Source organism: Nocardia sp. NPDC003482 (assembly GCF_053588115.1).
Genome location: NZ_JBSFPI010000004.1, coordinates 100,460 through 113,868, shown reverse-complemented (window position 1 = coordinate 113,868; position 13,409 = coordinate 100,460). Strand labels below are relative to the sequence as shown.

Below are 13,409 nucleotides of genomic sequence, written 5' to 3'. Positions count from 1 at the left end.
TGTAATTCGCGTGCCGAAGCCCCGCGGACGCGCGGGGGGAACCGCGGCCGAAACGCGATCCGGGCCTCGGCGCGCCGAAGGTGTCGGTGTGGGGTGGTTCACTACTTCTGGCTGTGATGGGTATCACGTTCGGCGTGGTTACCCCTGAGACGAGAAGGAGTGCGCAATGGCTGTTCGGAACGAGGCATGGCCCGCGGGCACACCCTGCTGGGTGGACTGTCAGGTCGACGATCCGGCCAAGGAGAGTGAGTTCTACGCGAGCCTGTTCGGCTGGGAGATCCAGGGCGGGGACGCCGAGGCGGGCGGATATCTGATGGCGCTGAAGGACGGGCGGGCGGTCGCGGGCATCGGCCCGAAACCGCAGGGGGACATGCTGTCGGTGTGGACGACCTATCTGGCCGCCGACGACGCGGACGCCGTGAGCGAGAAGGTGGCGGCGGCGGGGGGTCGGGTCATGGTTCCTCCGTTCGATGTGCTCGACGCCGGTCGGATGCTTGTGGCGGCCGACACCACGGGCGGGGTCTTCGGCGTGTGGCAGGCCCGCAACCACAACGGCTGCGCCGTCTACGGCGAACACGGCTCCTACTGCTGGAACGAGTTGCATACCAGGGGGTTCGAGGACGCGCAGAAGTTCTACGCCGAGGTGTTCGGCTACTCCTACGAGAACGTCGGCGACGGCGCGACGATGCGCTACACGATGTTCACCCCGCCCGGAGCCGACCACGCCGCGGGCGGGATGAACGACGACACGGTCACGCTGGGCGAGCCCATGCCCAGCTACTGGCTGACCTGGTTCCAGTACGACGACGTGGACGAGGGCGTGCGCCGCGCCGGGGAACTGGGCGCGTCGACGCTCATGCCGGTGAGCGATTCGCCGGTGGGCCGGATGGCCGTCGTCGCCGGACCGCAGGGGGAGACGTTCGGGCTCATCGACACCAACGTCCGCGTGGGTCAGATGTAGGCGCCGCCGGGTCGGTGAGCTGAGGGTTTGCCAGCTCTCGGCTCGGTGTCGCATGCGCGTTTGCGGACTGTTAACACAGTCGGCACAATTTTGGCGGCTTCTTGATGGGCTTCGTTACTGAACGGTAATAATAGCGGGACAACATGGTCGCGGGTCCAGTTGCTGGGCCTGCGCGCCGGGAGTGGTGGCGCACCTGCTTCAGAAAGCGATCGGAATGAAGTTCACGAAGTTCGCCGCGACATCGGCACTGGTCATCGCGGCTCTCGGCATCTCGGCCGGAACGTCCTACGCGGAACCGGCCGCGCCGCCCGCCTCGAACGAGACGCTGCGCACGGATATCGCGCCCGGGATCCACTACCAGGCGAGCCTGGTCGACCACTCGGTGGTGATCGGCACCGACAGTGGTTCGCTGGCCGCGCGCGGTGATCAGTTCCAGGTGCTCGACAACGATGGCCGAGTGGTTGCCGCCCTGCCGTTGAGCTATCAGCGCGACGGTCTGCGCTTCCCGATCGCGGCGTCGGTCGACGGCAATACCGCCACGCTCACCCCGAGCACCGACCCGCTGCGGGCCACCCCGGTCGACGCCACCGCCAACCCGAATTTCAATCAGGCCGTGAGCAACCTGTCCAGTGAGGTGGCCATCGGCGTCGCCGTCGGCACCCTGATCGGCACCGCGATCGGCGCGGGCGTCGGCTGTATCGCGGGCGGTGTCGTGTCCGGTCTCGCGGGCGCGGCGATCACCATCGGCACCATCGCCGTCCCCGCCGCCATCGGCGGCTGCCTCGTCACGGGCGCGGCCCTGGCCGCCATGGGCGCCGTAGCGGGCACCATCCTCATCGGCGGTCCCGTAGCCGCCGTAGCCCTCTTCCAGTTCTTCTCCGACATCAACACCCCACCGGCCCCCGCCCCCGCCCCCTGACCCCAGCCCCACGAACCCAGCCGCACCCCTTATCTGGATCCGCACCCGTTTCAGAGCCCTGCAACGGGTGCGGATTCGAATAAAGGGTGCGGCTGGGTTCGTGCGCGGCTGGGTTGGTCAGCGGGTGGGGACGGGGTGTCGGGTGGGGGTGCGGCGGGTGCGGTCGGGGGCGACCAGGACCGCCGTGATGGGGATCGCGAGGGAGAGGGTGCCGAGGACGAAGACCGGGACGAACAGGGTGAACAGGTCGTCGCCGGGGGGTGGGGGTGCGGCGGGGTCCAGGCGGACCCGGACGCCGGCGAGGCCGAGGTAGTGCAGGCCGCAGACGGCGATCGCGAAACTCGTTGCCACGCCGACGAGTACGAGCATGGAGTGCGGGCGCGTCGTGGTGAACAGCACCAGCGCGGCCGCCGCGACGGCCAGCACGGTCGCGCCGAAGGCCCCGAACGGATTGAGCGACACCGAACCCTGCACCCGGATCGCGTTCATGCCCAGCAGATGCATGAGGCCGAGCCCGAGGCCCGCCACCGCGCTCCCGGCCGCCAGCCGCGGCAGGGCGGGTTCGCGCCCGACGATCAACAGCCCGCCCAGGACCGAGACCACCGCGAGCACCGCGGCGATGATCATGTGGCCCACGCTGTATCGGATCACGCCGCGCGACACGTCGACCCCCAGCATGGTCACGTACACGGCCAGCCACGTCCCCACCGCGCCGATCGATACCGCCGCCGCGGTCAACCACACCAGCCGGAACTTGGCCGTCACCGACATCATCGACTGCCGGACGCAGGCGAGGCCGACCAGCGCGCCCGCGGCCGAAACCCCGAGCGAGAGCACCTGCACCCACAACCCCATCGCGAAATAACTCAACACCCGGCCCCTAGTTCTGTTTGACTGCCTCGCGCTGCGCCGCCTTGAGCCGCTGGATCGCGTACTCGGTCACCGCGGCCAGCGCCCCGCGCACCTCACCCGCGTCGCGGGCGTCGATATCGACGATCGGCACCCCGTCGCGCACCGACAGCGCCTCGCGCATCTCGGTGACCGGGAAGCGCGGCGCCTCCGGAAAACGATTGACCGCCACCAGGAACGGCAGATTGCGCGCCTCGAAGAAGTCCACCGACGCGAAACTGTCCTCGATGCGCCGCGTATCCACCAGCACCACCGCACCGATCGCGCCGCGGATCAGGTCGTCCCACATGAACCAGAACCGCCGCTGCCCGGGCGTGCCGAACAGGTAGAGGGTGAGGTTGCCCGGCAGGATGATCCGGCCGAAATCCATGGCGACCGTGGTGGTCTCCTTGCCGGGCGTGGCGGACAGGTCGTCGATGCCGTCGGACACGCCGGTGACCATCGCCTCGGTGCGTAGCGGCACGATCTCGGAGACCGCGCCGACGAAGGTCGTCTTGCCCACGCCGAAACCACCGGCCACCACGATCTTGGTGGAGGCGGTCCGGCCGTCGGGGTCCGCGGCGAACGGATTGGGTTGCTGGGTGGGAGGAGTCAGCTGCGGCATGAGGGAATTTTGGATCGGTTCCGGGGGGTCGGGTGGCGAGAATGGCGAATTCGGGCTGGTAGCTGTCCGTTTCGATAAGTTCGGCTCAGAGTGCACGCAGTCCACGCAGGGTCCTCTCCATCAGGTCGCGCCGCTCGTCGAAGGTGGCATTCTCGCTGAGTGTGGTGTGGACCCGCATCGTTCCGGCCACGACCAGATCGCCGATCACGACGCGGACCATGCCCAAGGGCCGCTGCATGTGGGCGGCGATCTCCGCCACCGACAGCCGGGCCGTGCCCAGTCGCAGGATGTCGGTGCGGATATCGCCCAGGGGCCAATCGAATTGGTTGGCGTAGGGCAGCGTCTCGACCACCGCCTCGAGCGGCAGATCGACCGCGGGTTCGGTCCGGCCTGCGGTCAGCGCGTAGGGGCGGACGCGGGTGGTGGGCCGTCCGGAACCGGCCCCGAGGGAACTCGACATCGCACTCTCTAGACCGCCGAGCGGGCCGTGGCTTGCACGACCGAACCGACCCGATCGGACAGCAACGCCATCTCGTAGCCGATGCGGCCGATGTCGTGCTGCTTGTTCGCCAGGACGGCCAGATGCGAACCGTTGCCCACGCTCATCACGAGCAGATAGCCGCGCTGCATATCCACGATCGACTGCATGACCTTGCCGCCGTCGAACAGCTGGGCCGCGCCCGAGGCCAGACTCGCCAGCCCGGCGGTGACCGCCGCGAGCTGCTCGGCCCGGTCCGACGGCAGGTGCGGGCTGGTGGCCTGCAACAGCCCGTCGGTCGAGACCAGCACCGCGTGCGACACGCCCGGGACATCACGGGTGAAGCGGGTGACCAGCCAATTCAGATTCTCGTCCGTCTCGTTCGCGGACTGCTGGGGGTCGATCATGCTGGGCCTCCGTCGTTGTGCTGGGCTTCCGCGCGTCCGCTCCGGACGCCACTCAGATGCCTGGTCAGATTGGTGCGGATTTCCTCCGGATCGGGAGCGCCGGACTTGGGCGTCGTGTCGAGCCCGCCGGGCACCAACTGCGCCCCCGGCCGACGGATCGGCAGCCCGCCCTCGGTGCGCTGCGCGGGAGTCGGGGCCGACGCCTCGGCGGCCGCCGCCCACCCGGCGTCGGCGGGAGTGGACCAGACGCTCGCGGGTCCGCTCGAGGACGGCTCCACCAGCCACTCCGAGACCATGCGCTGATAGATAGGCGAGTCCCCGCCCACCGAATCGTCCCCCCCGGCCCATTTCCCGAGCGCGTCCTCGCCGGGCCCGAAGAGATTGTCCGCCTTGCTCGTTCCGGTCTGAGCGCGCCCGAACCCGCCCGTGTCGGCCTCGGTCTCGCCTCGTCCGAGGTCGCCCGCCTCGGGTGTTGCGGCCTCGGCTCGCGCGGCGTCGCCCGCCTCGGCTGGTGGCGTATCGCGTCTGCCGAAGGGGTTGTCCGCTCGTGTATCCCGTTGTCCGAAGGCATCGTCCGCTCGGCTCGCTCGGGTGTCCCGTTGTCCGAAAGCATCCTCCGGTCGCGGCGGGTGCGGGTCCTGTTGGCCGAACATGTCGTCGTCGCCGCGGGCGAAGCGGTTCTCGGCAGGGGTTTGCTCGGGGCGGCCGAATGTGTCCGGGGTGCGGGGGGATTCGGATTCGGGCTGCTCGGGGCGGCCGAAAGGGTCCGGCGTTCGGTCGGATTCGGGGCGGGGCTGTTCCGCGCGGCCGAAGGCGGCCGAGAAGGCTCCCGCCGCCCCGGTGTCGCGGCGGCCGAAGGTGCCCAGGAACGCGGAGTTCTCGCGGTCGCCGGAGGCGGTGGAGTCCTGGCCGCGGCGGGTGAAGAAGTCCGGGCGCTCGGGCGCGTCGCCGCGGGCGACGACGGACTCCGGGCGCGTGGTGGGGTCGTCGCCGGATTCGCCGCTCGGCCACGGGAACGCACCGGCCGCCTGGGTCTGCTCGGGGTCCTGACGCGGGAAGTACTCGGTGCGCGGCAGATCCGCGGGATCCGGTTCGGCGAAGAAGTCGGTCGCCGGGGGAGTGGCCTGCTCCGATTCGGCGGGGGCGGAAAAGCCGCCGGTGAGCGCGGATTCGCGATGGGTGAACAACTCGCCCGTGTCACGATGGGTGAACAGGCCGTCGGGGAACCGGGATTCGGGCCGCTCGGCCGCGGCGGCGGCCCCGAAATCGGCCGCCTCGCCCGGACGACGTTGCGGCAGGCCGGTTTCCGTGCGCGCGAACAGACCGGTCTCCTCGGGCCCGGACGGACTCGGGAACGGCGCGATGACCTGCGGCCCGGTACCGTGCTCCGGCGACGCGGCCACCAGCGAACTCGGCAGATGCACACTGGCCGTGACGCCCGCCTGCTGACCCGCGCTCGCGGTGCGCCGCAGACTCACCGTGACCGAATGCCGCTTGGCCAACCGGCCGACCACGAAAAGACCCATGCGCCGGGCGGTTTCGATGGTCACCTCGCCACCGGAGGCCAGCCGGTCGTTGATCGCGCGCAGATCCTCCGGCGACATGCCCAGCCCGCGGTCGGTGATCTCGATGAGATACCCGCCGTCGGTCGCCCGCGTGACCGACACCGCGACCGGCGTATTCGGCGGGGAGTAGCGCAGCGAGTTGTCGATCAACTCGGCCAGCAGATGTTCGATGTCGACCGCGGGCTCACCGGCCACCATGCCGTCGGGCACCGTGCCGATCTCCACCCGCTGATAGTCCTCGACCTGAGAGACCGCGCTCCACAACATGTCCGACAACGGCGTCGGCGGCAACATGCCGCGCCGCAACGCGGTACCGGCCAGCACGAGCAGATTGTCGCCGTTGCGGCGCATGCGGGTGGCGAGATGGTCGAGCCGGAACAGGCTCTGCAACCGTTCCGAATCGTCCTCGTCGCGTTCGAGGTCCTCGATCAGCGCGAGCTGCTGCTCGACCAGCGACTGACTGCGCCGCGACAGCGTCTCGAACATGTTCCCGATCTGCAACCGCAACCGAGCCTGATCGGCCGCCAGATACAGCGCCTGCCGGTGCATGTCGTCGACCGCGCGGGCCAGCTGCCCGATCTCCTCGGTGGTGTGCACGTCGACCGGGACGATCTCGGGCGTCGCCCCGCCCTCGCGCACGACCGCGAGTTCGTCGGGCAGATCGATGTGGGCCACCTGCAACGCGTCCCGCCGCAGCCGCCGCACCGGCACGACCAGCGACCGTGCGACCGCCAGGGCCAGCGCCAGGCCCACCAGCAGCGTGACCACCACCAGCGCCACATCGCGCAACACCGTGGTGCGCGCGTCGATCGACTGCCGCGACAGGCTCGAATCGATCCGTGCCGCAAGCTGTTCGGTGGCCTCGTTGTAGGTGTCGGTGCTGATCCGCATCGAATCCGCCACGCCCGGAACCGCGATCGGCTCGACCGCGTTCTGACTCAGCGCGGCCAACCGGGTCTGGAGGGCGTTGAGCAGCACATCCGGTTTGACCGCCGAATCGGGCTGGATCGTCGCGTACTGGTTGATCATCGTCTGCTCGGCGCCCCCGGCATTGAGCACCCGCGCCAGCGCGGCCGGATTCCCGCCGATCTCCCCGCCCCCGATCAGCAACTGCTGCTGGATGAACTGCCGCCGCGCGGCCGCCACCGCGCCGAGCTGATCGAAGTAGTGCTGGATCCGCGCGTCCTGCGGCGTCGGCAGCGCGGTGAGCGCGGTGTCCACGTGCCGGGCCACCTCGTCGGCCTGCTGCACGATCGTGGCGGGCGTATTGGCCCGGGGGTTGTTGCGCAGATTCCGCCCGGCCTCGAGCGCCTGGGTGAGTTCGGTGGTGACACGCTCGTCGCTCGCGGTGCTCTTGACCGTCGACTGCAACTCCGCCGAGGTCTGGTCGTAGCGCGTCGACGCCTGGTCGAGTGCCGCGTCGGTGACCCGCTCCCCGCCCGCGGCGACCGCGAGCGCGTCCGCGGCGGTGGCGAACGCCAGCGTGGGCCGGATGATGCGGGCCTGTTCGCTGGCGGTGTCCAACTGGGCGATGCGGCCGAGTTCGTCGCGGATGCGCAGGACCGCGAAGGTCGAGGCCAGAAGTACGGGCAGCAGCAACACGATGCCGACCTTGCTGGTCACGGACAGGTTGGACAGACTCCTCTGCCATGGCCGCGGTGCAGTGCCCATCCCGCTTCCGTCGCCTCCACTCGCGTAGTCGCCTCGGCGTCCGCCCCCGCTGCCCGAGGCCCCGTTCACGAGGAGCGCCGTTCCCGGTGGGTGTTGTAATTCGCACTCAGTGAACTGTCGGCCGTACGGGTCCCACGGGTTGAGAACCAACTAGAGGTCTACTTTTACCGCAGGCAACATACCGTGTGAACACCCTCGCGGCAATTCGGTGCTTTGTCCTGCGGTTCGCCGAAATTCGCTGTGCGCGAGCGTTTTCGCGCGTTCGGCGAAATCAATACCGCCCGCTGCGAGTCGAACGCGCAGGTCATCCCGTCGGATAGTCTGGCGTGTCGCGGGTTTGCTTCTCAGTCGGCTCTCAGTCGATACGGTCAGACTGTGCCCATGCGCATTCTGGTAGTCGACGACGACCGCGCGGTTCGCGAATCGCTGCGCCGGTCGCTCACGTTCAACGGCTACTCCGTCGATCTGGCGGTGGACGGGGTGGATGCCCTCGACAAGGTCGCCGCCGCGCGACCCGACGCCCTCGTGCTCGATGTGATGATGCCCCGGCTGGACGGCCTCGAGGTGTGCCGCCGCCTCCGCAGCACCGGCGACGATCTGCCGATTCTGGTTCTGACCGCGCGCGATTCGGTTTCCGAGCGGGTCGCCGGGCTCGACGCGGGCGCCGACGACTACCTGCCCAAACCGTTCGCCCTCGAGGAACTGCTCGCCCGGCTGCGCGCGCTGCTGCGCCGCACCGCGGCCGACACGGCCGTCGAAGCCTCGGAGACCATGCGTTTCGCCGATCTCTCGCTCGATCCGGTGACCCGCGAGGTGGCCCGCGGCGAGCGCGCGATCAGCCTGACCCGCACCGAGTTCTCGCTGCTGGAGATGCTGATGGCCAATCCGCGCCGGGTGCTGACCCGCAGCCGCATCCTGGAGGAGGTGTGGGGGTACGACTTCCCCACCTCCGGCAACGCGCTCGAGGTCTACATCGGCTACCTGCGGCGCAAGACCGAGGCCGACGGCGAACCGCGGCTGATCCACACCGTGCGCGGCGTCGGCTACGTGCTGCGCGAGACGCCCCCTTAAGGCGCGGACGTCGTGGCGAGAACCAATCCACGTCAACCCGTGATCGCCGGATTCGGGTTGCCCGCGGACTCGTCGGAGATGCGGCCGCCCATGCCGCTGACGAGTTCGGTGACGTTGCGCTGGCGGGTGACGCTGCTGGCGGCCTCGGTCGTATTCGTCGCGGTCGCGCTCACCTCCATCGCGGCCTACGCGATGGTCGCGCGGTCGCTATACGCCGATGTGGACAATCAACTGCGGGCCCGCGCCCAGGTCATGGTGAACAACAACATCGACGAGGCGAGTTTCTCCACGCTGTTCACCTTCAGCGCGGTCTACTCCAACGACACCGGCATCGCGATCGTGTATCCCGAACTGCCCGATACGCCGCTGACCCTGCTGAATCCGCCCATCGGCGCGCCGGAGCGCGCGGTGGTCAAGGGCACGGTCGACACCTCGCTGCGCACCGCCGACAATCAGCGCGTCTATGCCCGGCACACGAAAAACGGTGCGACACTTGTGCTTTCGCGGTCGTTGCAGCCGACCAAAGAGACCTTGGACCGGCTGGCCTGGCTGATGTTCGTGGTGGGCGGCTGCGGGGTGATCCTCGCCGGGGCCGCGGGAGCGGGCGTGGGCCGCACCGGTTTACGGCCGATCGCGCGCCTGACCGCGGCCACCGAGCGGGTGGCGCGCACCGACGACCTCACCCCCATCCCGGTCGTGGGCGACGACGAATTGGCCCGGCTCACCGAGAGTTTCAACTCCATGCTGCGGGCGCTGGCCGAATCCCGGGAAAGGCAGCGCCGCCTGGTCGCCGACGCGGGCCACGAATTGCGCACGCCGCTGACCTCGTTGCGCACGAATATGGAACTGCTGATGGCGTCCTCGCGCCCGGGGGCACCGGAAATTCCGGAACAGGAGATGGCCGAGTTGCGGGCCGACGTCGTCGCGCAGATCGAGGAATTGTCGACGCTGATCGGCGATTTGGTGGATCTGGCCCGCGAGGACGCGCCGGAAACGGTCTACGAGCAGGTGGATCTCGGCGAGGTGGCGGAGCGCGCGCTGGAACGGGCCGGGCGTCGCCGCACCGGAATCGAGTTCAACGCGGAGCTGCGGCCGTGGTTCGTCTACGGTCACGAGGCCGGTCTGGAACGCGCGATTCTCAATGTTCTCGACAACGCCGCGAAATGGAACGCCGAGGGTGAGCCGGTCCTGGTGACCATGCGCGAAACCGGCCCGGGGCTGCTGGAATTCGCGGTCGACGACGCCGGGCCCGGCATTCCGGTGGCCGAGCGGGAACTGGTCTTCGAGCGCTTCTACCGGACCACGTCGTCACGGTCGATGCCCGGTTCGGGGCTGGGCCTGGCCATCGTCAAACAGGTCGTCACCAAACACGGCGGCACGATCACGATCGACACCTCCGCCCGCGGCGGCGCGCGCATCCGCATCGTGCTGCCGGGCGCGCCGTCCTCGCAGCTCGAGGACGAGGGACGTGCCGAAGCCGGGGATTTTCCCAGGTGAGTTGGATCCTAGGATGGCACGGGTATGACCACAGATGTCTAGCGGAACTGACAGTGCGGTCTCAGGGCGCTCTCAGTCGAGGTCACCACACTGGCGACAGGCTCGAGGAGAAACGAGGGACATGACCGAGGATTCGAAGGACAGGCGCGAGGAACCGGACGTGGCCGAGCAGCGGCCGACCGAGCATGAGCATTTCGCACCGCCTGCGGGACAACAGGTTCCGTATCAGCACGGTCCATCCGGCCAGAGTTCTCCGTACGACCAGCATCCCCCGCAACCGACCGCACCCCTTCCGCCTTATCAGCAGTCGCCCTATGGTCCGCCCGTGGGGCAGGGGTTCGAGGCGCATTCCGGGCCGGGGCAAGGATTCGGCGACCACTCCGGGCAGGCCGCTCCTGGTTTCGGTGGCCACACCGCGCAAATGCCCGGAGGCCAGGGATTCGGCGCGCAACCCTCGCAGCCGCCGCGGCGGCGCGGGCTCGGCGGTCTGATCGCGGCGGCCATCGCGCTGGCACTGATCAGCGGTGGCATCGGCGGCGCGGTCGGCGCACTGGTCAGCGGGCGCGACGACTCCGGTCCGGTCAGCAACGCGCTCAACTCCCCACCGCCCAAGACCGCGCCCATCGCCAACGCGCCCGCCGGGACCGTTCCGGCCGTGGCGCAGAAGGTGCTGCCCAGCGTCGTGATGATCCGGGTGGCCGGGGCGCGCGCGGAGGGCGAGGGTTCGGGCGTGGTGCTGTCCAGCGACGGCCTGATCCTCACCAACAACCACGTCGCCAGCGGTGCCGGACCCAACGCCAAGATGGACGTCCAGTTCAGCGACGGCGGCACGGCCTCGGCCTCGGTGGTCGGCACCGACCCCGTCTCGGATCTGGCCGTCATCAGGGTCACCGGCAAGCAGGGTCTCACGCCGATCGAACTCGGCTCCTCGGCGAATCTTCAAGTGGGACAGACGGTTGTCGCGATCGGCTCGCCGCTGGGCCTGGCCGGAACCGTCACCACCGGCATCGTCTCGGCGCTGAACCGCCCGGTCTCCACCAGCGGCGAGGGCGCGAACGCCCAGCCCCCGGTCATTTCCGCCATCCAGACCGACGCCCCGATCAACCCGGGCAACTCCGGCGGCGCGCTGGTCGACATGGACGGCAAGCTGATCGGCATCAACACCGCCATCGCCACCCTCGGCGCGTCCGAGGTGTCCGGCCAGCAGAGCGGTTCGATCGGCCTGGGCTTCGCGATCCCGGTCGACCAGGCCCGCCGCGTCGCCGATCAGCTGATCAAGACCGGGCACGCCACCTACGCCCAGGTCGGCATCACCGTGAACCGGGCCGAGGACACCACCAACGGCGCTCGGGTGCAGGACGTCACCCCCGACGGCCCGGCCGCCAAGGCGGGCATCCCGGCCGGGGCGGTCGTCACCAAGGTCGACGACCAGATCATCGACACCGGCAACGCGCTGGTGGCCGCGATCCGGTCGCATCAGCCCGGCGACAAGGTCAAGATCAGCTACACCGAACCCAACGGCCAGAATCCGAAGACCGTCGAGGTCACCCTCGCGGCCGCACCTGCGGAGGCACCCCGATGACCCCTCGCCAGCGCACCCTCGGTCCGATCCCGGATTCCGTTGCCGGGGGACAGGACCCGTTGTCGGACACGGACGCTACGGTGAGCGGCATGGAAATCGATGCCGCCGTGGCCGGCCGTGCTCTTGTCGTGATCGTCGACGACCGAACCGCTCATGGCGGGGTCGATTCGCTCGGGCCGCTCGTGGTCGAACTGCTCACCGAGGCCGGTTTTCTGGTCGACGCGACCGTGCTGGTCGCCAACGACGAGGTCGAGATCCGCAACGCGCTCAACACGGCCGTCATCGGCGGCGTCGACCTGGTGATCTCGGTGGGCGGCACCGGCATGTCCCCCCGCGACGTCACCCCCGAGGCCACGGCCGAGGTACTCGACCGCGAACTCCCCGGCATCAGCGAGGCCCTGCGCTCCTCGGGCCTCGCCGCCGGCTCCCTCGACGCCGGCCTGTCCCGCGGCCTGGCCGGAGTCTCCGGCAGCACCCTCGTGGTCAACCTGCCCGGCACCCGCCCCGCGGTCCGCGACGGCATGGCCACCCTGGGCCCCCTCGTCGGCCGCGTCATCGACGAACTCTCGGGATTGGCGGAGTAATCCCCACCCCGGCCACCCCCGACCCGACCCCCCGCCCGTCTCGGGCGGGGGGTTCGGTTGGTTCGGGGGGTGAGGATGCCGTGGGGGCGAAGGACGCTGCGCGCGTGGAGGATGCCGAGCGACCCCACGACGCTGGGCGGGTACAAGACGCCGAGCAGGCACGGGACGCCCAGCGAACGAAGGACGCCGAGCGGGTGCGGGACCTCGGGCGGGCACAACACACCGGGCGCGCCCGGGATGCCGAGCGAGCGAAGGATGCTGCGCGAGAGCAGGACGCTGGGCAGGCACAAGATGCCGAGCGGGCGAAGGATGCCGTGGGGGCACAAGATGCCGGGCGGGTGGAGGCCGCCGCGGGGGCGAAGGATGCCGCCCGAGTGGAGGATGCCGAGCGGCCGGATGACGCGGGGCTGGCACGGGACGGCGAGCAGGCGGGGGACGCCGCGCGAGCGAAGGATGCCGCGCGGGCACAGGACGCCGAGCGGCCGCACGGCGCGGGGCTGGCATGGGACGGCGAGCAGGCAAGGGACGCCGGGCGAGCGAAGGATGCCGCGCGGGCACAGGACGCCGAGCGGCCGCACGACGCCGGGCAGGCAGGGGACGCCGAGCGAGCGCAGGATGCCGCGCGAGAGCATGACGCCGGGCGGGCGCAAGACGCCGAGGAGGTACGGCACGCCGGGCGCGCGAAGGATGCCGCGCGGGTGCAGGATGCTGGGCGGGCCGGGGATGCCGGGCAGACGATAGATGCCGAGCGGGAGCAGGACGTCGGGCGGGCGCAGGATGCTGGGCGGGGGAAGGGGGCCGGGCGTTCGCGGGAGGAGGTGGCTCGGTTGGCGCGGATCTTTGGGGAGACTCTTCCGCAAACGACCAGTGACGAGCGGTCTCCAGGTGGGGAGTCGGCGGGTACGTCCGACGAATGGTTGCGTTCACAAGTGCCGCCGCATCACGGCTGAGGGCGGGTCTCGGGACCGGCCGGGGCACGGACCGGTCTTGTTTCGGAGTCCTCACAGCATTTATGCGGGGGTTGTTATATGAGCGAGATTCCTGTGTGATTCAGATCACACTGCCTTTACGGGCGCTTACGTTGTCATGTAGTTCCCGGGCCGTTTAATGTTCGCCTTTGGGCTGTCCAACCTGCGGTTCTGGATAGCCCGGGGAAGGCGC

At 69.7% G+C, this 13,409-nt stretch carries 12 protein-coding genes; 7 read left to right on the top strand and 5 right to left on the bottom strand.

Annotated elements, in window-relative coordinates:
- Positions 1–166 precede the first annotated feature (166 nt).
- Both ACWDSJ_RS08010 and ACWDSJ_RS08005 read left to right on the top strand, forming a co-directional pair.
- Entirely contained in the window at positions 167–961 is a 795-nt protein-coding gene (locus tag ACWDSJ_RS08010) for a VOC family protein (RefSeq protein ID WP_450030115.1), read from the top strand.
- Between the two features lie 214 nt (positions 962–1,175).
- On the top strand, positions 1,176–1,880 hold the full coding sequence (locus tag ACWDSJ_RS08005; protein ID WP_450030113.1) for a hypothetical protein: 705 nt from the start codon (positions 1,176–1,178) through the stop codon (positions 1,878–1,880).
- 117 nt (positions 1,881–1,997) lie between these two features.
- Here the strand turns inward: ACWDSJ_RS08005 and ACWDSJ_RS08000 are convergent, their stop codons facing one another.
- From ACWDSJ_RS08000 to ACWDSJ_RS07980, 5 genes are all read right to left on the bottom strand, one after another.
- Entirely contained in the window at positions 1,998–2,750 is a 753-nt protein-coding gene (locus ACWDSJ_RS08000; protein WP_450030111.1) for an MHYT domain-containing protein, read from the bottom strand.
- A gap of 10 nt (positions 2,751–2,760) precedes the next feature.
- The gene (locus ACWDSJ_RS07995) at positions 2,761–3,393 is read right to left on the bottom strand and encodes a GTP-binding protein (protein ID WP_387359893.1); all 633 of its coding nucleotides are present in this window, start codon (positions 3,391–3,393) and stop codon (positions 2,761–2,763) included.
- 85 nt (positions 3,394–3,478) lie between these two features.
- On the bottom strand, positions 3,479–3,853 hold the full coding sequence (locus ACWDSJ_RS07990) for a DUF742 domain-containing protein (protein ID WP_387359895.1): 375 nt from the start codon (positions 3,851–3,853) through the stop codon (positions 3,479–3,481).
- 8 nt (positions 3,854–3,861) lie between these two features.
- Positions 3,862–4,278: a roadblock/LC7 domain-containing protein gene (locus tag ACWDSJ_RS07985; RefSeq protein WP_387359897.1), complete on the bottom strand. Its 417-nt coding sequence runs from the start codon at positions 4,276–4,278 to the stop codon at positions 3,862–3,864.
- Positions 4,275–7,466, bottom strand: coding sequence for an ATP-binding protein (locus ACWDSJ_RS07980; protein WP_450030107.1), 3,192 nt, complete (start codon positions 7,464–7,466; stop codon positions 4,275–4,277). Before ACWDSJ_RS07980 ends, ACWDSJ_RS07985 begins: the two co-directional genes overlap by 4 nt.
- 429 nt (positions 7,467–7,895) lie before the next feature.
- Between ACWDSJ_RS07980 and ACWDSJ_RS07975 the strand changes: the two genes are divergently transcribed.
- The 5 genes from ACWDSJ_RS07975 (at position 7,896) to ACWDSJ_RS07955 (ending at position 13,198) form a co-directional block, all read left to right on the top strand.
- A complete protein-coding gene (locus ACWDSJ_RS07975) occupies positions 7,896–8,585 on the top strand; it encodes a response regulator transcription factor (protein WP_387359901.1) in 690 nt (229 codons plus the stop codon).
- 78 nt (positions 8,586–8,663) lie between these two features.
- Complete coding sequence (locus ACWDSJ_RS07970) at positions 8,664–10,082, top strand: HAMP domain-containing sensor histidine kinase (protein ID WP_450030420.1); 1,419 nt, start codon at positions 8,664–8,666, stop codon at positions 10,080–10,082.
- Between the two features lie 121 nt (positions 10,083–10,203).
- Positions 10,204–11,664 (top strand): S1C family serine protease, encoded by a 1,461-nt coding sequence (locus tag ACWDSJ_RS07965; protein ID WP_450030105.1) that lies wholly within the window; start codon positions 10,204–10,206, stop codon positions 11,662–11,664.
- An 89-nt stretch (positions 11,665–11,753) separates the two neighbouring features.
- A complete protein-coding gene (locus ACWDSJ_RS07960; RefSeq protein ID WP_387359905.1) occupies positions 11,754–12,248 on the top strand; it encodes a MogA/MoaB family molybdenum cofactor biosynthesis protein in 495 nt (164 codons plus the stop codon).
- Between the two features lie 314 nt (positions 12,249–12,562).
- On the top strand, positions 12,563–13,198 hold the full coding sequence (locus ACWDSJ_RS07955) for a hypothetical protein (protein ID WP_450030103.1): 636 nt from the start codon (positions 12,563–12,565) through the stop codon (positions 13,196–13,198).
- Positions 13,199–13,409 lie beyond the last annotated feature (211 nt).